Annotated in this window: 21 protein-coding genes and 1 pseudogene; 17 read left to right on the top strand and 5 right to left on the bottom strand. The window is 58.4% G+C overall.

The features are described from left to right. Nucleotides 1-1,202 precede the first annotated feature (1,202 nt). Nucleotides 1,203-1,840, top strand: a pseudogene (locus WN982_RS11015) (IS6 family transposase). An 89-nt stretch (nt 1,841-1,929) separates the two neighbouring features. On the opposite strand, the gene WN982_RS11010 reads toward WN982_RS11015, so the two are convergent. Beyond that, entirely contained in the window at nt 1,930-3,012 is a 1,083-nt protein-coding gene (locus WN982_RS11010; RefSeq protein ID WP_341312048.1) for a porin, read from the bottom strand. 417 nt (nt 3,013-3,429) lie between these two features. Continuing rightward, nucleotides 3,430-4,149: a pirin family protein gene (locus WN982_RS11005; RefSeq protein ID WP_341312047.1), complete on the bottom strand. Its 720-nt coding sequence runs from the start codon at nt 4,147-4,149 to the stop codon at nt 3,430-3,432. Between the two features lie 330 nt (nt 4,150-4,479). Between WN982_RS11005 and WN982_RS11000 the strand changes: the two genes are divergently transcribed. From WN982_RS11000 to WN982_RS10945, 12 genes are all read left to right on the top strand, one after another. Further along, nucleotides 4,480-5,967 carry a benzaldehyde dehydrogenase gene (locus WN982_RS11000; protein WP_341312046.1) on the top strand — a complete coding sequence of 496 codons (1,488 nt, stop codon included), beginning with the start codon at nt 4,480-4,482 and terminating at the stop codon, nt 5,965-5,967. 83 nt (nt 5,968-6,050) lie between these two features. Then, entirely contained in the window at nt 6,051-6,341 is a 291-nt protein-coding gene (locus tag WN982_RS10995) for a YciI family protein (protein WP_341312045.1), read from the top strand. Between the two features lie 43 nt (nt 6,342-6,384). Continuing rightward, nucleotides 6,385-7,416, top strand: a complete 1,032-nt coding sequence (locus WN982_RS10990) for an iron-containing alcohol dehydrogenase (protein WP_341312044.1) — start codon at nt 6,385-6,387, stop codon at nt 7,414-7,416. Nucleotides 7,417-7,451: 35 nt separating this feature from the next. Further along, the gene (nbaC, locus tag WN982_RS10985; RefSeq protein ID WP_341312043.1) at nt 7,452-8,000 is read left to right on the top strand and encodes a 3-hydroxyanthranilate 3,4-dioxygenase; all 549 of its coding nucleotides are present in this window, start codon (nt 7,452-7,454) and stop codon (nt 7,998-8,000) included. A 4-nt stretch (nt 8,001-8,004) separates the two neighbouring features. After that, nucleotides 8,005-8,322, top strand: coding sequence for a YciI family protein (locus tag WN982_RS10980; RefSeq protein WP_341312042.1), 318 nt, complete (start codon nt 8,005-8,007; stop codon nt 8,320-8,322). Between the two features lie 169 nt (nt 8,323-8,491). After that, nucleotides 8,492-9,763, top strand: a complete 1,272-nt coding sequence (locus WN982_RS10975) for an amidase family protein (RefSeq protein ID WP_341312041.1) — start codon at nt 8,492-8,494, stop codon at nt 9,761-9,763. 355 nt (nt 9,764-10,118) lie between these two features. Continuing rightward, nucleotides 10,119-11,018 carry a LysR substrate-binding domain-containing protein gene (locus tag WN982_RS10970; RefSeq protein ID WP_341312040.1) on the top strand — a complete coding sequence of 300 codons (900 nt, stop codon included), beginning with the start codon at nt 10,119-10,121 and terminating at the stop codon, nt 11,016-11,018. A 383-nt stretch (nt 11,019-11,401) separates the two neighbouring features. Continuing rightward, nucleotides 11,402-12,022, top strand: coding sequence for an NAD(P)H:quinone oxidoreductase (gene wrbA / locus WN982_RS10965; RefSeq protein ID WP_341312039.1), 621 nt, complete (start codon nt 11,402-11,404; stop codon nt 12,020-12,022). Between the two features lie 328 nt (nt 12,023-12,350). Then, nucleotides 12,351-12,581, top strand: a complete 231-nt coding sequence (locus tag WN982_RS10960; protein ID WP_341315774.1) for an acid-shock protein — start codon at nt 12,351-12,353, stop codon at nt 12,579-12,581. 273 nt (nt 12,582-12,854) lie between these two features. Next, nucleotides 12,855-13,619, top strand: a complete 765-nt coding sequence (locus tag WN982_RS10955) for a ParA family protein (protein ID WP_341312038.1) — start codon at nt 12,855-12,857, stop codon at nt 13,617-13,619. 381 nt (nt 13,620-14,000) lie between these two features. Next, nucleotides 14,001-15,671 carry an FAD-dependent oxidoreductase gene (locus WN982_RS10950; RefSeq protein ID WP_341312037.1) on the top strand — a complete coding sequence of 557 codons (1,671 nt, stop codon included), beginning with the start codon at nt 14,001-14,003 and terminating at the stop codon, nt 15,669-15,671. A gap of 354 nt (nt 15,672-16,025) precedes the next feature. Further along, a complete protein-coding gene (locus tag WN982_RS10945; RefSeq protein WP_341312036.1) occupies nt 16,026-16,838 on the top strand; it encodes an IS5 family transposase in 813 nt (270 codons plus the stop codon). Between the two features lie 1,827 nt (nt 16,839-18,665). On the opposite strand, the gene WN982_RS10940 is transcribed toward WN982_RS10945, so the two are convergent. Next, nucleotides 18,666-19,241, bottom strand: a complete 576-nt coding sequence (locus tag WN982_RS10940; protein ID WP_341312035.1) for a hypothetical protein — start codon at nt 19,239-19,241, stop codon at nt 18,666-18,668. A 6-nt stretch (nt 19,242-19,247) separates the two neighbouring features. After that, nucleotides 19,248-19,736 (bottom strand): hypothetical protein, encoded by a 489-nt coding sequence (locus tag WN982_RS10935; protein ID WP_341312034.1) that lies wholly within the window; start codon nt 19,734-19,736, stop codon nt 19,248-19,250. Between the two features lie 257 nt (nt 19,737-19,993). On the opposite strand from WN982_RS10935, the gene WN982_RS10930 reads away from it, so the two are divergent. Then, on the top strand, nt 19,994-20,770 hold the full coding sequence (locus WN982_RS10930; protein WP_341312033.1) for a hypothetical protein: 777 nt from the start codon (nt 19,994-19,996) through the stop codon (nt 20,768-20,770). Between the two features lie 50 nt (nt 20,771-20,820). On the opposite strand, the gene WN982_RS10925 is transcribed toward WN982_RS10930, so the two are convergent. Next, the gene (locus tag WN982_RS10925) at nt 20,821-21,102 is read right to left on the bottom strand and encodes a hypothetical protein (protein ID WP_341312032.1); all 282 of its coding nucleotides are present in this window, start codon (nt 21,100-21,102) and stop codon (nt 20,821-20,823) included. Nucleotides 21,103-21,387: 285 nt separating this feature from the next. Here WN982_RS10925 and WN982_RS10920 point away from each other — a divergent pair, with 285 nt between their 5' ends. The 3 genes from WN982_RS10920 to WN982_RS10910 all read left to right on the top strand — a co-directional run bounded on the left by WN982_RS10920 (nt 21,388) and on the right by WN982_RS10910 (nt 24,464). Then, complete coding sequence (locus tag WN982_RS10920) at nt 21,388-22,002, top strand: tyrosine-type recombinase/integrase (RefSeq protein WP_341312031.1); 615 nt, start codon at nt 21,388-21,390, stop codon at nt 22,000-22,002. A 371-nt stretch (nt 22,003-22,373) separates the two neighbouring features. Next, complete coding sequence (locus WN982_RS10915; RefSeq protein ID WP_341312030.1) at nt 22,374-22,658, top strand: hypothetical protein; 285 nt, start codon at nt 22,374-22,376, stop codon at nt 22,656-22,658. Nucleotides 22,659-23,123: 465 nt separating this feature from the next. Continuing rightward, nucleotides 23,124-24,464: a hypothetical protein gene (locus WN982_RS10910; RefSeq protein ID WP_341312029.1), complete on the top strand. Its 1,341-nt coding sequence runs from the start codon at nt 23,124-23,126 to the stop codon at nt 24,462-24,464. Nucleotides 24,465-25,183 lie beyond the last annotated feature (719 nt).

Here is a 25,183-nt window from a genome sequence, read left to right as displayed (position 1 = left end):
CCGATTCGGTGGCGCCCGGCCGACGGTCCGCTGAGGAGCGCGGAGCATCACAAACATGGCGTGTCAGGCGGCGAGGGGAAGGAAATCTGAGTGCTCGTACGTAATGTTATGCGCTTGACTGCTGCCCCTGCTACGCGCTTCACGGCGCAACGTCGGCGACCACCTGGATATGTTGGCGGACAGGTTTCTGTAGCGCTTTGAACCACGGAAAGTACCAGTGAAAAAACCGTGGACGCAATTCTGTCCGGTTGACGCATGTTGAGAAAATCGACACAAATCATGTCGGGAAAGCAAAATCTGTGAAAGGCATTGGTGTGATCGACCGTCTCTCCCGTAAAAATCCACAGACACGTCTGCTTATTGATCTGCCAGAGCTAAACAACAGACATAGACCATCGTTCGGAACTTGCCGGGGAAGAAGGCGAGAGGCGCACATTGTCGAGTCCTTGTGAACGTCCAGACCGACTTACAGCGCGCTATCGTGTTCCATGCTGGCCTCCGTGCGGAAATCGCCTGGTGCGGCGCCGTCCACACCGTGCGGCTCTGGCAGCGATGCTAACCCGCGTTTGATTCCTCACGGCGGGCCAGCCCTCTACCCCATGCGAAGTCATACTGCCTAGCGGGACGCGTCCCGCTTTTCTTTGATCGCCTTCGCCTTGTCCTTCCGCCAGCTTAGGAAGTTAGTCACCGCGGCCGCAATGAACGTGACGATAGTGGAAGCCGACGACGCAATGAGTGTCTTTTCCTCAGTATCTAGCGAAGGCGTCGTCGGTTTGTGTGGGAAAGCGGATGACAATGGGACTGCCGGAGGGCTTCCCGACAAGGGTTGTGATGCGCTTTGGGACTGCACGACGGTTACTTGTGGCAGCTGGTTCCCCGACATGTAACGCACAAAAAGGGCGGCTGTTATGCAAAAAAAGCCCACAAAGAGACCAAGGAATAACCGACAAAACAGCTCGAGCCTGGTGGAGTTCGCCACGCCTGCCTCCGTCTTCGTTGACGGTTGCCGCACTCTTATTTTGCGCCAGAATCCTCGCGGAGACGACATCCCGGGCGTTGAAAGACTGGAGGGCGGCCGATTCTGTTCCAATAACGGAGGTTGGAATGCTATGGGACCTTACACAGTGATGTGAACGACAACGAAAGCGCTGAGTCCGGCGGTAGCCAAAGTGCTGAAGCGGTTGCACCTTCCGCTCGAGATAATGTGGGAGTGCGTGCGTTGGTACGTCGCCTACCCGCTGAGCTTGCGCAATATCGAGGAGATGATGGCCGAACGCGGGATCGCGGCCGATCATTCGACCGTGCACCGATGAGCCATCAAGCTTCTGCCGGTGCTTGAAAAGGTGTTCAGCCGCTGCAAGCGCCAGGTCGGCAAGAGGTGGCGTGTCGACGAGACCTATGTGAAGGTCCGGGCACATGGAAGTATCTCTACCGCGCAGTCGACAAGGCCGGGAACACGGTTGATTTCCTGCTGCGAGCCAAGCGGGACAAGCAAGCGGCCCGACGGTATTTCGCGAGGGCCATCGATCAGAATGGCGCGCCCGAAACCGTAACCAGCGACAAGAGTGGTGCCAATCTGGCCGGGCCGTACGCCGTGAACGCCGAGCGAGAGACGCCCATCAAGATCCGTCAGGCCAAATATCTGAACAATATCGTGGAACAAGACCATCGGGCGATCAAGCGCCGTACCCGACCCATGTTGGGATTCAAGGATTTTCGCTGTGCCCGCATCTTGTTGAGCGGCACTGGACTCATGCATATGATCGCCAAGGGGCAGATGAAAGACGCGGGCAAACTCAAGCCATCGGCCACCCGGCAATTCTACTCGCTGGCGATATAAGCAATCCTTATCAAATCTCTATCAATTCATCCAAATCGCCTTAGACAGAAAAGAACGGCATGTTGGACGCCGCGTCCAACACCGGATACCTAAAATTTTGAACGAATGCCGATGCCATAAGTCTGGCCGGCAGATTCGTTGCTGATGTGGTCGCGCAAATAGGCTACATAAACGTCGGTGCGCTTGGAGAGCGTGTAGTCGTATCCGACCGCAAACGTCGAGCGTCTCTGGTTCAAGCCGCCACTGTCGCGCGAATACGCGTACGACACTTTGAATTCTCCGCGACCAAATGGGACAGCCGCACCGGCCTGTCCTGTATGAACATGCCAGTCTCCCGTTGAACTCTTGTTTCTGGCAAACAGGTACTGCCCGAACAGCTTCACGTATTTCATCGCGTAACTTGCGCCGACTTCAGCCACACCTTGGCTCTTCAAGCCCTTAATCATGGCGTCCAGATCACCGGGTGCCGTATTGAAGTTCTGGTATTGGACAACGGCAGTCGCCGCAAAAGCGCCGCCGAAGTAGAGTACCTGCCCGCTCCACTTCTTTGCCCCAGGCTGACTTGCCGAGTTACCGAGGGCATACATGGCGCTGCCGCTGAGCCCGCCGAATTGTGGACTCGAATACTGGATCGCATTGTTCCAGTCGCCCGGGCCAATCGCACCTTGGTCGGTGGTGAAATTCGGGAAGTTTCCGATGCCGAGAAGAGCTTGAGTGACAATCGGCGAGAAGGTATACGAATCCGCGAACGGATTGAACAGAATGGTCGAGATGAAGAAGGGCGTGGTGAGTCTGCCTGCTGTGACCGTACCATAAGGGGATTCGATACCGATGTAGGCATTTCTTGCGAAAAAGGCATCCCCGTCAAACGTGCCGTAGCGACCCGAGGGAACGCGGATGTAACCCTCAAGGGTAAAGACTGCATGCCACGCGCTACCGAGATCCTCTGATCCCTTTAACCCCCAGTACGACGTCGACAGCCCACCGTTGCCGAGAATCCATGCCCTCGGGTTGCTCGGGGTTGACTGAGCACCGACCCATTCGTCGATCAAGCCATAAAGCTGAACGGACGACTGTCCAAACGCCGGCGCTATCCCGGAGGATACGGTGACGCCAGCAATGCTTGAGAAAATGACTCGCCTGAAAATTCGAGAAACCTTTCCACTGCACATTTAGATATCCTCTAACTTAAAGAGCGGTTTTATTGATCGCAGTGTTGACACCCGTATTCTCGAACGGATGTCAACCGTGTAATCGTCATCCAGCGCGTTCGGCCAAATCGAGTTCAAGCGGGGTGATCTGGGTCAACCATCGCAATCGGTCTGTTCCGCCGACGCGCGGGAGTAAAGCAATATCTTTTTCTAGACGCAGAGTCCGTTGAATTGAACAATCGAAGTTCGAGGGAATGCCGGTCCGTCGAAGTTTCATGGAACGCCCCTGCAAAGGCAGAACAGGCTACGAGCTACTGTCGCGAAACTGCCAGTGCTTCGTCAGGCGTCAAAAGGTATGTGAGCCTTCTCAAATCTCTCAGTGGTCTTGCATGGGAATGTGGCGCCAGCAATGATGATTGGTCCATGTTGTCACCCGCCTCAGGTCGGTCGCTTGCCGACCGGATCGCCACTCACCAAAACGAAATGACTATCCATCTGGCTGGATGCCGTAAAAGCCGAACCTTTGTCGAGCAAGCCAACGGCCAGTGAGCTTCCAGCCGGCAGCGGAACGCTTACATCGTTCAAGCTGAAGCTGACGTCCCCGCGGACCGCATATGCCCAAGCGCTTGAATAGAGCTTTCCGGTCAAGTCCAAGGCAGTGTCTTCGCCCATAAAGCAGTCGAGCAACGACAAGCGTTGCGGGAGCGCGATGGGTGATTCGATCGAACCCAGTTGACCGGCGACAACGCGGACACGGACCCGGCCGTCTATATAAATCGGCACGTCTTCCGATTCGACGTTGACGGCGTAGGGCGCAATCGACTTCTTTTCCGCCGGCAAGTCAACGAAAAATTGAAGCCCGTGAGTTTCCTGCTGCTCGTCAGCGGGCCACTCGTCGTGAACCACACCCTTGCCGGCGACCATCCAATGCAATGAGCCTGGCCTGATGGGGCCGAAATTTCCCATGGAGTCGCGGTTTTGATGGGGCGACGCCGAGTCTTCGAAGACATAAGTGACAGCGGAAATGCCCGCGTGCGGATGCGGCCCGAACGTTGGCGCCCGCATGCGGAAATGATCGACCATGAGCAACGGGTTCATTGCGCCCGAAAACTCGCGCCAGTCAAAGTTGATCGCAGAGAAATGCGACCCAATTGTCATTGGGTTTCCGTTTACGGGTCCCACGATGCGGGGAGAGTCCTGTAGGAACATAGATATCAACCATGGAGGTCCGAAAAGCGATGGCTGGATCGTAGGACGCCGTAAATGCGACTGACAGCAATAATCCATAGACGCAGCGTCCAAGCCGTTGGACGAGTTGGTCCTTTCCTTCTTGCGGGCCTGCGTGCCATAGTGCGTCGTCAAGCGAGGCGATATTTGTGCGTCACATTCGTGTGATGTTGAATCAAAAGACAGTCCGTTCGCCCCGACTTTCGCGCCTTCTGGTTCCTGCCCGTTTGCGCCGTATCGTTTTTTTGGAGGATGGAGACAATGCTTGGGTCACAAGCTGAAGTCAGGCAAGCGCCCCTGTTCGATGCGAACAGCTATCGGGGGGTGATATACAGCAGTGGAGCGTTTCATCCGGTGGCGCAGACAGCGCCAGTACTCGAGAAGGCTACGGGTGAAGAGATATTTACGACGGGTGTGGCCAGCCCTCAGGATGTAGACATTGCTGTACGGAGCGCTCGAGCCGCCCAACGGGAGTGGGAGAAGCGTACCTCGACCGAGCGCGGGGACGTCATTCGTCGTTTTGCGTCCCTGCTGTCTGACCACCGTGAAGAGGTGATGGCGTGGGTCATCCGTGAGACCGGCGCGATCAAGCAAAAAGGCGCGTTTGATGTTGACCTGTCGGTTCGTGAATCGCTTGAGGCGGCGACCCTCGCCACCCGCCCCGCGGGATTACTGCTGACCGACGGAGCCGATCGGCAGTCCCTTGCGAGGCGCGTCCCGGTCGGCGTGGTGGGCGTCATCACGCCGTGGAACTCTCCGCTGATCCTCGCCGTTCGAAGCGTGATGCCCGCGCTGGCCCTCGGAAATGCGGTTGTGCTCAAGCCGGACGTACAGACGCCTGTCTGTGGCGGCCTCATTATGGCCGGGCTTTTCGAATTGGCGGGGCTGCCAAAGGGACTTTTTCATGTGCTGCCTGGCGGTGCGGAAACCGGAGAGGCAGTCGTCGCGCATCCACAGACCGCCGTCATCACCTTTACTGGCTCGACGCCGGTGGGGCGGCGCGTCGGTGAGGTAGGCGGACGATTGCTCAAGCGAACGGCGCTCGAGCTTGGAGGAAAGAACGCGTACATCGTCTGCGAGGATGCCGATGTAGACCGCGCGGTGACCGCGGGCTCCTTCGGTTCATTCTTTCATCAGGGACAAATCTGCTTCACGATCGGCCGTCACCTCGTCCACAAGGATATTGCTGACGAATACACGGCCAAACTCGCCGAACGGGCGCGCCGCTTGAAGGTCGGCGACCCCTTCCGGGAAGACGTTCATCTGGGCCCGCTCGTCAACCTGAAGCAGGCAGAGAGAGCGGAGCGGATCCTGACCGAGAGCGTTCAGGCCGGCGCAAAGGTTCTCGCCGGAGGCACGAGGGACGGACAGTTCTTTCAGCCGACCGTGCTCACGAACGTGAGTATCGACATGCCGGTTTTTGTCGAGGAAACGTTCGGGCCTATCGCGGCGGTGTTGCCAGTGGAAAGCGATGAAGAAGCGATTCAGCTGGCGAATGCGACCGAATACGGGCTCGTCGCGGCGATTCAGACGAGTTCCCTGCAACGTGCGAACGCGATCGCGAACCGGTTGAACACGGGAATCGTTCATATCAATGACCAGCCCGTGGTTCATGAAGTATATGGACCGATCGGCGGTATGGGCGCATCCGGGAATGGTGCTCGCACAGGCCTTCCGGCCTGGGAGCACGAGTTCACACAATGGCAGTGGGTGACGAGCAGGCCGGTTTCGCCTGAATATCCGTTCTAACGGCGGGCACGGTAAAGCGCTCATCAGCCGGGTGTCGGGTGTGGCGGGATAACGACGAACTGAATTGTATAAGCAGGATTCCTATGGAAAAGCAATATTTCATTGTGCGCGGGTTGGACGCCCCGGATTCAGCTGAGGCGCGATCGCGGCTGGTCGACGCTCACCGTGCCTACATCCGGAGAGAAGGCCCCGTGACGATGGTGCACGGCGGGCCATTGCTGGGTGGTGAAGGCGACACGATCGGGACGTGTCTGATCGTCATTGCCGACGGCAAGACGGACGTCGAAAAATGGCTGAGTCACTGTCCCTTCGTGGCGGGTGGCGTGTTCCAGAACCTGACGGTCGAGCGATGGGGTTGGACGTTCGGGAGATAGAGTGATGTCAAAATTCGAGATTGAACTTCAGCGCCATCGTGTCGTGGCCGGCTTTCCGATCAGTGAGGTCCTTGCTGCAGAACTGAGGGCGGCGGCGATCGGTCGGTATCTGCTCATTACATCCGGCGAGCTGTCAGTCAAATTCGACAGCATCGCCGGTGATCATGCATTGCGCCTCGAGGCCGGGCGTTTCAAGGACGTCGTACCTCACGTCCCCGAATCGGCGGTCGCGAAAGCGTTATCGGCAGTGCAGAAATGCATGGCCGACGGGATCGTCGCGTTCGGAGGGGGATCTGCTCTGGACACTGCCAAGGCGGTAAGTGACCGGAGCGGCAAACCGATCATAGCGATTCCGACGAATTTCTCCGGGTCGGAAGTGACATGGAATTACGGACTGACTGTCGATGGCGTCAAACGTACGATGCGCAATCGCTCGGTTCTTCCCGTGTCCGTTCTCTACGACCCGTCACTGATCGTCACCTTGCCCGCGCGCGTCGCGGTGTGTAGCGGTATCAATGCCGTGGCGCATGCGGTGGAGGCCATCTACGCACCGCACGCCAATCCTTTGACACACGCGCTCGCCGAGACCGGGATCCGCAAAACCATCGATGGATTACGCGGATTTTTCGCATCCGGTGGCTCATCGATCGATGCCGCGGAAAGCTGCTTTGCTGGTTCATGGCTATGTGGCGAGGTCCTTTCTCAAGTGGGCATGGGCCTGCATCATCGTATCTGTCATGTACTCGGAGGGACATATGGTCTCCCGCACGCGGAAGTGCACACAATCATGTTGCCGTACACGGTCGACTGGAATGTCGACTTTGCGCCGGCGCTGTCGGCGCTTGATTCAATTTTTCCTGGAACGTCTTTCGCGAAAGGGATGGCCGAATTTTCCGTTTCTCATGGGGCGCCGGCGTCCCTTGGAGAGCTCGGCCTCGCCGAAGGGCAAATCGCAGAGGTCGCTGCGTTGGCGCTGAGTAGTCCGGTCGACAATCCGCGGTCGACCACACAAGCCGAACTGGAAGCGTTGATCGGCCGTGCCTATGCCGGCGAGCTGGTTTCGCGCTCGGCATGACTTCAAATTTAAATTTTGACTGACAGGAGTATTTCATGAAGATACGGGAGGCCTTTAGCCTTGAGGAATGGACGGAAAAGAACCTTCCGACGGCACTTGGTGCGATTGGAAACCGTGAGGTTTTCAAAGGATCGGACTTCATATTCCAGATCATTAAAGGACCCAACGCGAGAAACGATTTCCACATCGACCCGTGGGACGAGATTTTCTATCAGCTGCATGGACATATCTTCGTAGACACGTTGGAGGACGGTCGCATCGTCCGCCACCGTATCAATGAAGGCGAGGTATTCCACCTGCCAAAAAACGTTTTCCATTCACCACGCCGACCGCCTGGAAGCGTTGGAGTCGTGATCGAGCGCCCCAGACAGCCCGGCGAACAGGACGGCATTGCGTGGTTCTGCGAGAACTGCGGGAACATGCTCCATAGTGTCTATTTCTGGTGCGAGGACATCGAATCGTCACTGAAGCAGTATGTGCAGGAATTCAACGCCAACGAGCATGCAAGGACCTGTAAAAAGTGCGGATCCGTATTGCCCGATCCGACGAAGGTTCCGCAATGGGAAGGCGACGACTGGAGATAGCACCATGCTTTACATCGTATTCTGCCGTGACAATCCGGAAGTGTCGGCGCGAATCCGCGAGGAATTTCGTGACGCGCATCTCGCATACCTCGCTGAACACGCGAGCAAGATTGTGTTGGGCGGGGCTCTGCTGACGGATGACGGCGTGACGAGGGTGGGTAGCGCGCTCGTTCTCAACGTCCGCACTCGTGAGGACGCCGAGAACTTTTCGACCAACGAACCTTTTCGGCGAGCGGGACTTTACAGCAACGTTACGATTTCTCGTATGCGGCGCGCACAATGGCGCCCGGAGCTTGCACCGAAATCGGTGGACGGTGAGTAAATGGAGCAATTCTCTCTGCTTCGGGAGCTTCACGAGATCGAAGCGACGGGTGGTAATCAGTCAAAGTCACGCAATGACATGGGCGTGGCGGCCCAACGTTTCGAGGCGTATTTGAGACTCCTCAGGAGGGAAGGGCGGTATTCCAAAGGGCTTCCTCAAGGGCACAACGATGAAAGCGTTTCAAAGCCGCATCGCTAACGCGGTGGAACTTGCCTCCACGGAGCCCTGGAACTGCCTTTCCCATGTACTCGGTGAGCGCGCGATCGAGACGGCCAGGCTATTGGACGCCATGGAGCCGGCAGCCGTGTCGCGCCTCCCGCTTGCCGGGGTGCCATACGTCGTAAAGAGTCTCTTCGATGTCAAAGGCATTCCGACGCTTGCAGGCGGACCGGCAGACCCGACGGCCCGGCCGGCCGACAGCGATGCGTCACTCGTGCGGATTCTTGGCGAAGCGGGCGCGGTGCCGATTGCGGTGGCCCATATGGATGAGTACGCCTATGGTTTCCTGGGGGATAACCCACACAACGGCCGCGTGATCAATCCGGCTGATCCCCGGGCGTTTGCCGGGGGGTCTTCCAGCGGCTCCGCGGCGGCCGTTGCCGCCGGCATTGTGCCTTTCGCCATCGGTTCCGATACGAACGGTTCGGTGAGGGTTCCGGCGGCGTTTTGCGGCCTCTACGCGTTAAAGCCGTCACACGGGACGCTGCCGCTCCAGGGTAGCTTTCCGTTGGCGCCGAGCCTGGACCATGCGGGAATCATCGCCTCGTCACTGGACTGGCTTCGACGCGTGTGGTCCGCACTGGCGCCGGGACGGGACTCCCGCGACGATGCGATTCCCGGATTCATCACTGGCGACCACGAGCGCCTGAGCGAAGCGTCAGTGCGGGACGGCTACGCCAATTTGCGAGCGCGCTGGCGCGAGGCGCCGGACATCGCGTTGAACCACGTCGAAGCCAGTCTGTCGGCGGCTTCGATCATCACGGGGTTTGAGGCGGCCGCGGTCCATCGGGATAGACTTGGCGCACGCCCGCATCTATATAGTAGCGCTATGGCGGCGAGACTCGCCGCAGCCGCGCAATTGTCAGCGGATGACTACGGGCTGGCGCTGAGGGTGCGGCGCTCTATCCGGGATGAGATTCTGGATTCGATGGACTCGCACAATGTCGACGTACTGGTGGCGCCGACCACGCCCGTCGATCGGATTGCGATAGGTGAAAAGTCCGTCGTACTTGACGGTATCCGCGTGCTCGCCCCGGATGCGGTTGGCATGTTTACCCGGCCTTTTTCATTGGCTGGACTTCCAGTACTGACGTTGCCGAGGCGTCCGGATACGGGTCGATCTCCTGGGCGTCCCGCGTTGCAGCTGATTGGACGGCCAGACGAAGAGACAACCCTTTTTGAATTCGCCGCCGAGCTTTTGAAAAGCGACGGGAACGTCTGAATGCGTTGCCAGGAGTCATCCGATCGCGCGTCGTCAGTTTATCGAAGAACGATTTGATCCAGGCTGATGGCCAGAACCAGCCGTACGCCAGTCGCTCTTTCTACAGATGTCCCGGCGAGGTGGCGTCTTCGCGCGGTCCTGGGTTTTGTTCGAATGCCCTGAACGCCCTTGCATTATCAAACCGCTGGTATGGCTTTCCACCTGGCGTCTATACTGACTCGATCTGGTGTCCGGTTAGCACGTTGGCATACATTACCCGGCCCGCTAGTGCAGCCGTCAGGTGGGGGCAGCAATGTGGCGCTGCAACGTGGCCAACGGAGGAGTTTTACGCGTCGTATAGTGCGGCGCTTCTGACATGCTCGATCTGAACGATTTCTACTACTTCGTTACCGTTGTGGATCGTGCGGGAATTTCCGCTGCGAGCCGCGCTCTTGGCGTCCCGAAGTCGACCGTCAGTCACCGTATCCAGGAGCTCGAAGCGGCGCTCGGTGTCCGGCTGCTGAACAGATCGTCGCGCCAGTTCAGCGTATCAGATGCCGGGAAAGAATTTTATGAACACGCTTTCAGAATCGTTCACGAGGCGCAGGAGGCGGAAGCACTTCTACGGCAAAGAGTCACGGAACCCACTGGCACTGTGCGAATGACGACGGCTGTCGTGACGGCGCAGTTTGCCATTGCCAAGGTCATCCCCGATTTCCTTCGAACGTATCCGAAAGTCAGGATAATCCAGCACGTAACCGACGCGGCAGTCGACCTGATTGCCGAGAACTTTGACCTGGCGATTCGGGCCCATTCTGGGGAATTGCCGGATTCCAACCTGATCTCACGGACTATTGGCCATGCGACCTGGCGGTTGTTTGCGTCCAGCGACTACCTTTCCGAGCACGGCATGCCGATACAGCCCGCCGATCTGCAAAGCCACAGTGTGCTCTGCCGGCTTGGCAACCCTGTTTGGCAGCTTGCGTCGGGCGACGGTGACGTATATCCGGTGACGCTCGAGCCGCGATTCATGAGTGATGACCTCGTTGCGCTCAAAGCTTCCGCAGAGCAGGGTTTGGGTGTCGTGGCGCTTCCCGCCTATATGTGCAATGAACAGCTACGGTCACGTGCATTGCAGATGGTTCTCCCGGGGTGGTCAGCGGGGGAATCGAGCCTGACAGCGCTTGTTCCCAGCCGCCAGGGAATATTGCCTTCTGTGCGTTCATTGCTGGACTTTCTCGTGACCGCGATGCCGAATGTACTGGCTGGAATTTGACCTGACTCCAGGCGCGTCTCAATCATTGCCAGCAGCGCATGGTGCGGCCGTCGCAGGCGCTTTCGGCTTCAACCTGATTCGCCCTCCTATCAGACGCCGACGGCTCTTGTTCTGGAGCGGGCGCGGTCTCGTCCCGTGATGGGCGTCCCGTTCGGCCTGTCACGTCGTTGGCGCACCGTGTCGTCCATGGCATTGGAATCTGCATCCATGGATCACCTATCGCGTGTCTGCGGCGATCTCGGATAACATCAGTTATCGCCAAGAAGCGATTGCAACGCGTCGCTTAAGCGAACAGGCCCCTAACCCAATCAGATCTCGACGTGATCAAATCATATCTTTTCAGCCGTTTCCCTGGAAGTCGATTATTTGCTAAGGATGCCAAAATGAATATGCAGAAGGTAGCCGTTATATTTTACTCCCGGGACGGTTCCACAGAATCTCTCGCGGGCGCCATTGCCGATGGAGCAAAAGCGGCTGGAGCCGAGGTACGTGTCCGCCGCGTTCGAGAGGTCGTCTCGGAAGACGTCATGGACAAAGCGCCCGGCTGGCGTGAAGCTGCGGCAAAGATGAACGCCAAATACGAAGCCCCGTCCGAAGCGGACGTGACCTGGGCGGATGCGATCATCTTTGGTACGCCGACACGATTCGGCTCGGCGGCCTCGGAGTTGAGGGCGTTCATTGACAGCCTCGGCGGTCTCTGGTTTGGGGGGGTGATGAACGGGAAGATCGGATCCGCATTCAGCTCGACGTCGTCTCTTCATGGCGGCAACGAATCCACCATTCTTTCGCTGTATAACACGCTTGCCCACCTCGGGATGATCATCGTTCCCCCGGGTTACGCCGATCCCGTCATGTTCAAGGCGGGCACCCCGTACGGTGCGACGCATGCTTCAGCAGGAGGGCAGGCGAAGCCGGACGGCGCCACGCTGGAAGCCGCGCGGTTCCAGGGTAAGCGCGTCGCGGAAGTCGCCCGCTTGCTTGTTACGAGCACCGCGAAGCAATAGACTTCGCACAGCGCCGGTCCACGTCAGACCAGGACGATTCAACCGCGGCCCAACCGAATGTGGCTGATGCGTAGTCGGGTACCGCATCAAGCCGAACCGTTGGCCGTCGCCGGGTTTCGCTGCAGTGGCAAAGCGCGGGATTTTGCGTGTCGCCAGCCGCGCATCCGAAGCAACAGCGCACTGGAAGAGCTTTCACCTGAGAGCCCGGACCTCGATGTAAACGGGCTGCTGGGCGCTCCTTTTACAGTCGAACGTCAGGCGCGGGGGAGCGCAGAACATAATGACCCAGCGTGTGCATGTAAATACGACAGTCGATGGAGAAAACATTGTGAAAAAATTGACGCTGATGTTGACTGCTCTGGCGCTTGCGGCCTCCGCTCCGCTTGCGCAATCTCAGCCCCCTTCGAGGAATGAAGCGAGTGCAGTGAGTTCGTACTCACCGCCGGTGGAAAAGCACGTAAAGAAGCCAAAGAAGTGGAAATCGAAGAAGGGTGTGCCGGCTTCGTCGGCCATGGGAACTTCGACTTCGTCGCCGGTGGGGGCTTCGGCCGGCCAGTAGCGTTTGCACAGACGGTATCGCGGCATTCGCAACGGTCCGACCTCGTCTTGCTATCGCTTCTGTCCGGAACTGCACTCGAACAACGCGCGCAGAACGGAGCTGCTGAAACAACCTCGCGCGTCACGGGACGCTGATTTAGTGTTGGTAACTCAGGAGTCGTCGGTTCGCATAAGTTTGTTTCTTTTTCCAGCCGCGGGTCAACTGCATACGGCAAGGTGTCCGCTGACTCAGGTATGCTGGGGCTTTGGGACAGCTTCCATTCAAGGGGAGAACATGCGGCGCGTCGTATTCAATCAGAAAGGTGGCGTAGGCAAATCGACCATCGTCTGCAACCTGGCGGCCATCAGCGCGAGCGAAGGTCTGCGCACTCTGGTTATCGACTTGGATGCCCAGGCGAATTCAAGTCAATACCTGCTCGGCCCGCAGGCCAGCGAGGCCCATCCCACCGTCGCCGGCTTCTTTGAAACCGCGTTAACGTTCAGCTTCAGGCCTGTGGAAGTCACGTCTTTCATTCATCCGACGCCGTTTGAGAACCTGGACGTTATGCCCGCTCATCCTGATCTGGACGCGTTGCACGGCAAACTGGAATCCCGCTACAAGATCTACAAGTTGCGTGACGCGCTCAACGAACTCGACATGTATGACGCGATTTATATCGACACGCCGCCGGCGTTGAACTTCTACACCCGCTCCGCGCTGATCGCCGTCGAGCGTTGTCTGATTCCGTTCGACTGTGATGACTTTTCCCGTCGCGCGCTTTACACGTTGCTGGAAAACGTGAAGGAGATCCAGCAGGATCACAACGTCGCGCTGGAGGTGGAGGGGATTGTCATCAACCAGTTTCAGCCTCGTGCGAGCCTGCCTCAAAAGCTGGTCGACGAACTCGTCAGTGAGGGCTTGCCGGTGCTGGCTTCGCGGCTGTCTTCGTCCGTGAAGATCCGCGAATCGCACCAGCAGGCGACCCCCGTCATTCACCTCGATCCAGGACACAAACTTTCGCAGGAGTATCGGGCCTTGCATCGTGAACTGGCCGGATAGCGGGGAATCGGCGGAAGGCCGGCCAGGAGCCGTCATTCATGTCGTGAGGCTCAAAGCGGACCTGCTGGAACGCTCCGATCTCGGCCGCCTCGGAGGATCAACTGGCGCTAGCGCCGCGCTTAGGTCGGGGAACTGGCTCCAGCGGATAAACATATACTGGCTACGTCTGCCTGCTGTCTGTAGTGCGGTTGTGGTATGCGTTCGCATAACTGTTCGAGCAGTATCAGTGCGCTCGGCGAGGGAAGACTAACGGCGGTGTGCTCGCCTCGCATCGAACGTTAGGTGGCTGAGCGGTCTGCTTGCGCATGTCCTTTTTGTCAGGCAGACGACCGGAGAGCCCTTGGACCGAGCTTCACCTCACTTGCCTGTTTGGACGAAGCCATGCTGACAATCGACGACATCCGGGCGATTCCGCTGTTCTCAACACTCCCTGACAACGAACTGGAGCATCTCGCGCACACGTGCGCAGACCTGCATCTGTGCGCGGGTGAGTTCGCGGTTCACGAAGGTGGGGAGCGCGCGCTGTACGCCGTTGTGTCCGGCAAGATGGAAGTCATCAAGACGTTCGACGGTATCGAGCGCACGCTGGGCTGGCGTCTGCCCGGAACCATCTTTGGCGAAGTGCCGCTCGCGCTGAGTTCGCCGTTTCCAGGCGCCTATCGGGCCTCGGAGCCGTCGCGTGTCATGCGCGTGGACGCCCAGCGTTACTACGTACTTGCTGCGGCGTCGCCGGAAATTGCGTTCAAGATGGGCGCCCTTGCGCGCGAGCGCATTGGCGGACTGCAGGGTCTCTCCGCCGAGCCGCCCAAGGCCCGCGTGACCATGATTGGAAGTCGCTGGGACACCGCTTGTACCGCGTTGCGCCAGTTCCTCGCCCGCAACCAGATCAGCTACGACTGGATGACACCGGATGCGCCCGAACTGACGGCGCGCTGGCCTGGAACCTGTCCGCCAGAGCGGGATTGCCCGGCATTGCGACTGGTCGACGGGACGGTGCTGAGCCGACCTACGACACGCGAGCTTGCGGAGTTGCTGGGTCTGCAGACACAGCCGCGCCTCGCCGACTACGACACGATGATCATTGGTGGCGGGCCAGCTGGTCTCGCTGCGGCAGTGTACGGTGCGTCGGAAGGCTTGCGTACCGTGGTGCTGGAGCGCGAAGCGCCAGGCGGGCAGGCCGGGACCTCCTCGCGTATTGAGAACTACCTCGGCTTCCCCAACGGTGTGTCGGGCGACGAACTGGCGAGCCGTGCACTGCAGCAGGCCAAGCGGCTCGGTGCAGAGATTCTGGTGACACGGTCTGTCGTTCGAATCGATGTCGCCGGGCGTAGCGTTCACCTTGACGGAGGCGACGTCATCCGGGCGCGAACGATCATTCTCGCGACTGGCGTCACGTGGCGCCGCCTCGCGATCGACGGCTTCGACCGGTTTATCGGTAAAGGCATTTACTACGGCGCGTCACGCAGCGAAGCGAACGCTACTCACGGACTCGACGTCTATCTGATCGGTGGTGGAAACTCGGCCGGCCAGGCAGCGTTGTACTTTGCCAATCATGCGCGCATGGTTACGCTTGTCCTGCGAGGCGATTCACTGGAGAAGAGCATGTCTCGCTACCTTGTCGAGCAGCTTCGTGGGAAGTCGAACGTAGGGGTGCAACTGCGATCGGAAGTAGTCGGTGCGCGCGGCGATACCCATTTGACAGCGATCGACGTACGCGACGGGTTGAGCGCAGAGGTGCGTCGACACGACTGCGGTGGATTGTTCGTGTTCATTGGGGCCGATGCAGAGACTGAGTGGTTGCCGGCGGAAATCGCACGCGATGTGCGCGGATATGTTCTCACCGGCGACGACGTCGTCAAGGCGGGACGCTGGTCCCAAAGCCGGGATCCCTACCTACTCGAATCGAGTGTTCCCGGCGTGTTTGCCTGTGGGGATGTGAGATTGAGCCCGGTCAAGCGCGTCGCTTCAGCGGTCGGTGAGGGCAGCATGGCGATCGCGTTCGCCCACAAATATCTGCAGCACGACGCCAGATTGCATTGGGCGCGACAGTGAGGCGTATGTGTGCTCGTCGTAGCGGGTTTTGATCGATTTTGAACGTCCGCTTCGATGAGCGGGACGGACGAGGATCGCACAACGGCCTCAACCTGTTGCGCGAGTTGAGGACGGGTGAGCACTGGAAAAGTCTCCCTCAGTTCATTCGTCAATTGTCCGTTAGCGAGCACTGCGTGAATCATCCGGTCAATATCAATGTTTGGACCATCGATAATCGTCCTAACCCGACGGCGCGCCTGTTCCCATTGTCGCGGTGTCGGGAGATGGTTAATAGCGTTCACCTTTGACTCCTTTTCCGAGTTCGGCACTTAGAGCGTGTTAGGCACTTGGTGTGAGACCTGGTATCCTGGCGGGATGAAAAAAGCAGACCGCAAAGGGTACCCGACCGACGTGTCCGACGAAGAATGGAGCTTCGCGGCCGCCTATCTGACGCTGATGGACGTCACGGCGCCGCAGCGCAAATACGAACTGCGCGACATGTTTGACGCGTTACGCTGGATGGCTCGGGCCGGCGCGCCCTGGAGGATGCTGCCCAATGATTTCCCACCTTGGGAACTGGTGTATCAGCAGACTCAACGCTGGTTACAGGCAGGCTGCTTTGAGCACATGGTCTGCGACCTGCGCTCGGTGATACGCGTGGCACAGGGACGGCAGGGCCAGCCCAGCGCCGTGATTCTGGACGGTCGCACGATACAGTCGACCTGCGAGAGTGGTCCACGCGCGGGCTATGACGGTTATAAGCGCAAACGCGGCAGCAAGGTGCACATTGCTGTGGACACCTTGGGACAGTTGCTGGCGGTGCACGTGACACCAGCCAATGAACAGGAGCGCGCACAGGTGGCAGAGCTTGCGCGTCAGGTTCAGCAAGTAACGGGACATACCGTCAAGGTGGCATTTGCGGATCAGGGATACACGGGCAAAGAGCCAGCGCAGGCCGCACGCGACGAAGGCATTGAACTGCAGGTGATCAAACTGGAGGAAGCGAAAAAGGGATTTGTACTGCTGCCCCGGCGGTGGGTGGTCGAGCGCAGCTTTGGCTGGCTCAACCGTTTCCGCCGTCTCGCACGTGATTATGAACGGCTACCCGAAACCCTCGCCGGGCTTCATTTTGTGGTCTTCGCGATGCTTATGCTTGTTCACGCGGTGCCAGTCCTTCAAAGTTCCTAACACGCTCTAGTCGGCAGGCGACAGTCTGTGCCCCCCTTCAAACACGCCCCAAGTCTGCGGGCGTTCATCCATGCAAGCCAGCCTCGCCGATAGGCACGAGCGTCAGCCGGAGCATGGTGGAAGGGCGGCTATCGGTCTCGTAATAGGCTGCCACAGTACGATCACAAACCGTCGTGTCGATCAGCGGCCGGAGGTCGAAATGGCATGCGACCAGATTCGAAGGGCACCGTGAGATAGGATAGATTGACGCTGTGCCCCGCAGACATCTCCTCGCACGAGACTCTGGTTAGGCGAGCGCATAGTGCAAAAGTGGAGAAAATACCGTAATTTCGCCGAAACCTTGGGTGTGTCGCGACAAGCCATCGCCCGATAGGAAGCGCGCGGAGATGATATCCCTGCGAACCATCTTAAGCTCCTTGCGATACTCTATGGCCCGCAGTACACACAACCCATAGCGGCACGGGAAGTGAGTGCCAAGCTTACGCCCGATGAAGCGAGGCCTACGCGGCAGGTTCTCGCTGACGCCTTAAGCGTATTGCTAAAAACGGTCGCCCAACGGGAGGCAAGGGGAGATGGGATCCCCGCGAAACGTCTTATAGCTGTTCCGGTTCCCGACGAGCCACTTTCCGCAACTTGCTCTAAAAAACGGTCAAAGCGTTAGGGACCCGCAGATGTTTCACTAACAGGCTCGAAACATCAGAGGGCAGCTTAGATTAGCGTCTTAAACTGAGACAGCGGTGCGGGGAATTAGATTGACGACGGTCGAGCAACTTCAGAAAAAGTGTGTTCCGGAGAACCCGTCGCGATTTAGCTCCGAGAACGTCCCAAGTCTAGTTCCACGTACTTCGAGCGGCAGATCGATACGTTGAAGGTGATACGTACCGCGGGCAGCGGCTTCGGTCCTGGCAACACGCGAAGCCTCGGTTCCAGCCTGGTAGCTAGGAACAAAATTGTGCCAAGAACGGGAATAGTTTTATGCAAACAGTGCTCGTACGTAATGTTATGCGCTTGACTGCTATGCCTACCATGCATTTCACTGCGCAACGTCAGCGACCACGTGGACATCTCGGCAGACAGGTTTGTGTAGCGCCATGAACTACGGAAAGTACCAATGGAAAAAACGTGGACGCAATTCTGTCTGGTCGACGCATGCTGAAAAATTCGACGCAAATCACATCGGGAGAAGCAAATCTTTGAAAGGCATTGGCGTGATTGGCCGTCTCTTTCGTAAAAAATCCGCGGTCACGCCTGCTTATTGATCTGTCAGAGCTAGACGACGGACTTAGACCATCTTTCGGAACTTGCCGGAGAAAGCGAGCGGGCGGCCATTGTCCTCGTACAGGGCGGATGCCGAATAAGTGAGAACAGTGCTTCCTCGAATTTGGCAAGCGGTGCTTCCGCATCCGCCCAGCTTAAGAAGAAACGGACTAGCAGAAAGATGCCGCTCGTCTTGCTAAACGACACTTGGCCGACTGATCGCCACAGCAAAATTCGACATCTCGGCGCCTGCGTTGGGCGGCAAACGTGCTGGAATACACCCTGCTAAGCATTGATTCGTTTTTTCTTCAATATCAACGCCGCTGCAACGCAACGACACCGTCTCCTGATGTTGCGTTCAGGTGATCGCCAGGGAGCTTTTCCAACGTCAGAAGGTGTTTGCCCTGGCCCGATGCGATGACACATTGGAGCCTCATTCAGGACTCGATATTTATATTTAAGTAGAATTAATTGGGTTTGGAATATAATTAAGATATAAACAAATAAGATTTTCGAAATTCAATTCCGAAATTTATTTTTACTATTCCCAGTGACAATCTAATCTGAGAGTCAGAGGCTTGGCTCGGTTTTCGGGTCAGCCGTGAGTCCGGCATCTTTGCGCGCGGCCTCCAGTACCTGCCGCCCCATCTCGATCTGGTCGGACGAAGCAAGTGTGGCGATGCCGGGAAACGCGAGTTTGGTGCTTTCGAGTTTTGATTGCGCCACAGGGTCATCTTCGGTGACCTTCTCCGGGAAGACGGCGATAAACCACAGCTGAAAGACCTGCGCCTCTACTGGACCGCCCTGCCGAAACCGTATGTAATCCTCCACTGCCAAAAACAGGATGGCGGCAACGTTGGCCTCGCGCAGTTCGACCGAGCTATCAGGGTTGGGGTCTTGCTCGGCGTGCTTGAAGAAGTTTCGACACGGCTCGTTGATGTAGTACTTTAGCGTGTGTCCGCCTGGCAGGTTTTCGCGGGCCTGCTTGGAGAAGCTTTCCACGCCCGCGCTCGTGCAGAGCACATCGATGACCTCCCATGCGTTCGATGCCAGCGAGTACACGGAAACGGGATCGCCGCCATCGAAGAAAGGGCGAATGGCAGTAATGAGTTGTCGTCGGGCGGCGTCGATTTTTGTCACGAGCATGTTCGTCTACTCCTGCACGTGAACCCGATGGAACATCGCTGTGACGGCCTTCATGACCGCCTCGGGGTTCTTTTCATGCTGGTCGGGATGGGCGTACTTCAGCATGTAGCCCGCCATCATGTGCGTGATCGCATCTGCCTCGGTACGGACCCACTGCGCGAGCCGGATCACGTCCGCATAGCTGGCCGGGTCATTGTCGTCGTTCGCGGGCCAGCCGTTGCGAAGAAACCAGCGGTGCATTAGTTCGTTGCGGCGGTCAATTAGGGTGTTGAGTCGGTCCTCCAGATCTGCCGCGATCTGCCCACGCTGCGAGAGGACCTTCACCATGTTCGCCGTCGCGTTTTTGTACCGCCCCTCTTCGATCATCCCGCCCGTCGCCTTAAGGTACGCGGGGTCGGTGATCATCTTGAAGCCTTCGTGGATCGACACGAAGGCCGCCTCGAACATCTGCATCGCGATCACCGCGCGCCCGATCGCCGCGTAAGCCTGCTCCATGGGTTTCTCCCGTTAGTGAGGCTGCGAGGGAATTGTACAGACGTGCGATGCCGCCGCTGCCTTCTCCTGCACCTAGGACATCTGCTATCGAGGTTGGCCGTTGGCAGACTCATTGCGAGCGGCGCGCAGACCCACGCGGACGGCGCGGAGGGTCGGGATTCGAGCCAGCCCACGCATCCGCTTGCTCTTCCACTCACACGGCACGATGAAAGCTAGGTACGATATAGTTTCCGCTCGTCAATCGAAGTCCAGTCGCCATGCCCTATACCGACGAGCAGCAAAACGACCTCAGGGATGGCTACGTTTCCGCGCACTCCGATATGCGCGACCTGACGCTTGAATGCCTGCGCGAAGCGGACACAACCGATGTTGCAGCATCGAAGGAACATCTTTGTCATGGCGCTGCGCGCCGCCTTGGCGTCATGGGCCGTGCCATGCAACGGATGTTCGAACTATTTCCAGCGGACACTGATCGACCGTTGCCGATGGAATCCCTGCATGATGTTCAAATAAATCTTCATGCGTTCGTGATGAACGTCTATGGGGTGTTCGAAAACTCCGCGTGGGCCTTCGTGCTTCGACACAATCTTTTGCCGACAATCGGAAGTCCCCTGAATGTAAGCATGTTCAGGGAAGCGACGCGAAAGCACCTTCCGCTTACCGTGGCGGACCGCCTTTCGTCCGATGCCATGACGCAATGGCATACCGACTACCTGAAGAACTACCGCGACGCGTTAGCGCACCGGATACCACTGTATATCCCGCCGAAGGTTCTGACGAAGGAAGAATGCGAGCGATTTAACGCTCTCGAAGTCGAAAAACAGGGGCTTGTGGGACGTGTCGATTGGGACCGCATAAACGCCATCTGGGCAGAGCAGGAAGCCATCGGTTCACCCTGCTTTACGTTCCTCCATTCGCTTGAAGATGGCAACGCTTCGCGCGTCGTCTTACTTCATCCACAGGTACTTTCCGACAGCAAAACGGTCATCGAATTCGGTCGCCTGTTCCTTGCCTCATGGCACGAATACTGTTAACAGCAGGCCCGCGCGAGCGGTGCTGCGGCTCGATTTCGAGCCTCGCCGTCCTATTGCGCGTCCTTCAGTTTCTTTAGCGCGTACTGGGCGTTTTCGATATCGACAAAGGCGGCTTGTGTGGATTCGCGCGTTTTGGATACAACGTCTTGCCAGTTGTCGTTATCGAGTCGGTTCAGTTGGTCGCGCGCCTCGCTGATATGGCTGTACGCGGCGTCGATGCGATCTTGCAGGGCTTGCGTCAGTTCATCTTCGGTCGGCTTGTTTTGACAGCCGGAAACGAGAAGCATGAATGTCATGGCCCAACATGCACTGGTGACGTTTCGGAGATTCATGATTGCTCTCGGTGTCTGTATTGTTCGGCCGATTGTAGTCAGGTCGCTTCACGCTCACCTGACTGATCGGGGATGACTGGTTCCTCAAGTGGCGTCCAACCTTCCTGACCGGGTAGCCGGCATCAAATGGGGCGAATGACCGAAACGCGGCGAGTTTCAGTCATATGTCACCGTCGAGCGAACGTCGCTTCATGGCCGAGTGTGAGTCTCCGGCAAATCCGCCAAAAGCGGGCGTCGGGGGCGGGTAACACAATCGAACTCCCATGATCCCTGTGGGAGTCCGTCATGAAGACCGAACAAACTCGTGAGGCGTGGAACAAAGGCAAGTTGATCGGCCAGAAGCCGCCGCTGAGGCCCAAAGACGTTTGGGCCATCCGAATCTATCTTCAGAACGCTCATGCTGTCCGCGATCTCGCCTTGTTCAACCTTGCGATCGACAGCAAACTGTGCGGTTGTGACCTTGTCAGTCTGCGAGTCCGCGATGTCACTCACGGCAATCAGGTGCTACCGCGGGCGCTAATTGTTCAGCGAAAAACGCAGCGGCCCGTACAGTTCGAACTGACCGAGTCGACCCGGTCGGCGGTCGGCGTGTGGCTTGAAGAGGCTGCGCTGAGGCCGGAGCAGTACCTTTTCCCCAGTCGACTATCGGCGTCCCCACACCTTTCAACGCGGCAATATGCGCGGATGATACATCGATGGGCGGGCGCGGCTGGACTTGACCCGACGGTCTACGGCACACATTCCATGCGCCGTACCAAGGCAACTTTGATTTACAAACGCACGAAGAACCTCAGGGCCGTCCAGTTGTTGCTCGGCCATAGCAAGATTGAAAGCACAATCAGATACCTTGGCATCGAAGTCGACGACGCGCTTGAAATCTCGGAGCAGACTGAAATCTAGCGCGGCCAATGCCGGCCGCACGAAACGATGCTACGTATGGGTTCGTGCGGCCGCTTTCCGGCGCAGTCCTATTCGTGCTCAACCGGCCATCTCCAGCCGCACTGTGACGGATGACCACCGTCTCGACCCTGAAGCGCCGTTGGAGTCGGCGAACCTCAACGGCACCTTTCCAGAGCAGAGCAGCCATCCGAGTGTCCTACAAAGGCGCACGCATGTGAAATGCCTGTTCCCGCGCAGTACCGAACCCAGTGCTCGCCTGGTTCACGGTGTCGACGCCGATTTCCTCGCTCATCGGTGGCCGGGTCTCAGCGTGGTTGCGCCGGTTGAACTGGCGTACTCGGCCTGGCCGACTGGCAGTGGATGTTCATCAATTGATCGGCATTACTGGCATTACCGCCGCCCTCGTCCGCACGATCCCTGCCTGTACGATTTTCTCTATGATGCCGAGGCGCATCCTGTCCGGTCAGCCAGCGGCTGGTGGTCTGGCCTTGATCAACTCGATCGGCGCGTTCGGCGCCTTTGTCGGTCCCTATCTGGTGGGCTTTCCCCGAGACAAGACGGGCTCGTTTGAGCCGGACATGATTGGCATGACCGTGGTACAGCTAATCGCTACTGTCCTCTGGGCGTCGATCCGCATTTTCATGCGTGACGAGTAAACACCGAGTCAGCGAGTCCTCGTCATTCGCGGGAAGACCCACGAGGTCAGGTGTCCGACAAGGGAAAGGTTAGCGGATAGCCGGCTTGAATCTGCTGCTGCCGTTCGACGGAAGCTGACAAACGTCTATCTCCAGTGACCCGAACGAGAAGGCGCACCCTCGGTGCTGCGACTTGTCCACCTTCAAGTCGCCGGGACGTCTCAGATTCACCGATTCACCGGCTCGTTCAGCACATCCATAGGCGATAGAAGACGGGGAGCAGCGATGTTCCGACAAGTTTTCTATCATGAGCCGGTGCGCTATGAAAACGTTGCTACCCACGCGGCCGGCAAATCGGACCACCGGACGGGCGACCGGACGCGGTGTTGGCATGCTTTTCATGCCTAATCTCAATGTTGGCGACTAGACGATGCGGATGATCGTAGTGGCCGGAGCCGGCCTGCCATGCATGGCAAGGGAGTCGAGATGTCTCACGAACTCTACATCCAGGCTCTTAGCGCGATGTTCCTGTTCTGGAATGGGGCGCGCATCCTGACGTACCTTCCGACCATCGGAAAACTCCTCGCGAGGGAAGCAGACGTGCGCAGCCACAGTCTGCTCAGTTGGGCAAGCTGGGCTCTCAGCAATGGCACGTTCGCACTCATGCTCCTCGAGATGAGCCGGGGAATTCCGAATGGGATGTTCTGGATGAATCTGGCCAACACGCTGATGTGCGTGATCGTTTCGCTCATCATCCTCTTCAGGAGGTTCCCTCTGCTGCACACAAGTGTGAGCAAAGTCTATCGACAGATCAGACGAAATGAATCGAAGGCCGGCGCCGTGCCCGGACGGCCGGGGTTGCTGCATCTGGGTTCAGGTAGCCTGGCTGTGTACGCCAATCTTGCAGTTGATCCAGTACCGGCCGCACCGCCTACGCTGTTCGGACGCACCGAGCTTTGGGTTGCGTCGGCAAGCGCATTGGCCTTCGGGGTCGTGGGGGTCGTGGGTGCCGTCACGTATGATGTCTGGCCCAACCATGATCAGAGCGCCCACGTCGAATCGAAGGCGAGCACACAGCAGGTGCTCGGGATAACCGGACCGGCATCGCCGACGCAACAAGTGTCTTCGTCCGGTCCGGTCAAGCCGTCAACCGCAACTTCTGCTCGCGCAACCGCAATCGCCCGTACCGAACTCGCCCCGCCTACGCCTTCCACTTCGTTCGACCGCCGCGCGGCACCTTCCCGGGGTTCTGCTGCACCGCGGCCAGCTACAGGGCGGCCTGGCAAAGGGGGCAACGGCGTGCCCCAAAATCGCGGGAATTGGGCGTCGCACTTTATGGCGAGCGTGCGGCAGGCGCTCGGCATCACCCGATCGACACCGCCAAGGCGACAGACGTCTTCGTCCGGTCGTGGCGCGCCATCATCGTCGGCTTCTTCTCGCGGAACTGCAGTTTCCCGTGCTGAGATCGCCCGGCACGCACCTTCCGCTCCGTTCGATTACGGCGCTGTGCCTTCCCGGGATTTCGCTGCACCGCAGTTTGTTACGGGGCGGCCTGGTCGTGCGGGCGATTTCGCCACGCGGGATCGCCTCCGTTCGGCGCGATACGTTCCCGTGTATGAAGCGCCGCCAACCGTCGTCTTTGAAGCGGCTCCCGTCGTATACGAGCGCCCCCCAGCCGTGTATCAGGAGCCTCCCATCGTGTACGCGCAAGCGCCCGTTGCCTACGGCCACGGATATGAGGCCGAGTACAGGGACCGCCGGCAATGGCACGACAATGGCTGGCACAAGGGCTGGAAACATCGTGAGCATGAGGAGGACGACGATTAATGCCTGCCACCCAGCAAACTGCCTGCGCATACCCTAGCTGGTACCTTGACCTCCAAGAATCGATGCTTGTGGCGATAGGGCAACGCCGACGAAAATCGACGGGCGCTCCAGCTGCTTTAACCTGGAAACTCGGCGAGGCAAAAGAATGACTGAGAGAATCAGCCAGCCAAGCTACCAAACGGTCGGCGACAGCAAGGGCGTTGTGTGCGCAGCACGATCCGGCCCGAACGCCGAGTTACAACCGGTTCCGACATCAAGGCCGGCTGGCTCTCGAGAGGGGGCGAACGCCACTCCCAACCGCGCTTCACCAGCTTCCCTCCTGAGCCTGCAGCGGACGATCGGAAATCGCGCGGGAGGGCACATTGTGAACTCGGACGTGCAGCGCAGGGGAAGCGAACTTGCACCTTCGGCGGCCAGTCAGTGAACAGAAAAATGCGACGAACCTGCCCGCCGAGAAGTAGAGGTGAGTCTCAGATATCGTCACCGTATTTGACCTGCCATTGACAAAAGCACAGCAAAGCACCGACATTTCTGGAGGAGCAGCAGAAGCGGACATCGGCATGGCGTCCGTTGCCGCGCTGCGCAAATGTACGCTTCGGCCGACGACGTGACAGCGTAGCGGCCGGCTAAGCGCCCCCTGTCCGAGTAGAGCCGACCTTCGAGTGTCCGCACGACAGCGCCCACCAACGTCCGCATTGAGACGTCGCCATCGCGCGCGG

Origin of the sequence: Paraburkholderia sp. IMGN_8 (assembly GCF_038050405.1) — a bacterium.
GTDB lineage: Bacteria > Pseudomonadota > Gammaproteobacteria > Burkholderiales > Burkholderiaceae > Paraburkholderia.
This window is presented reverse-complemented; position numbering and strand designations above follow the sequence as displayed.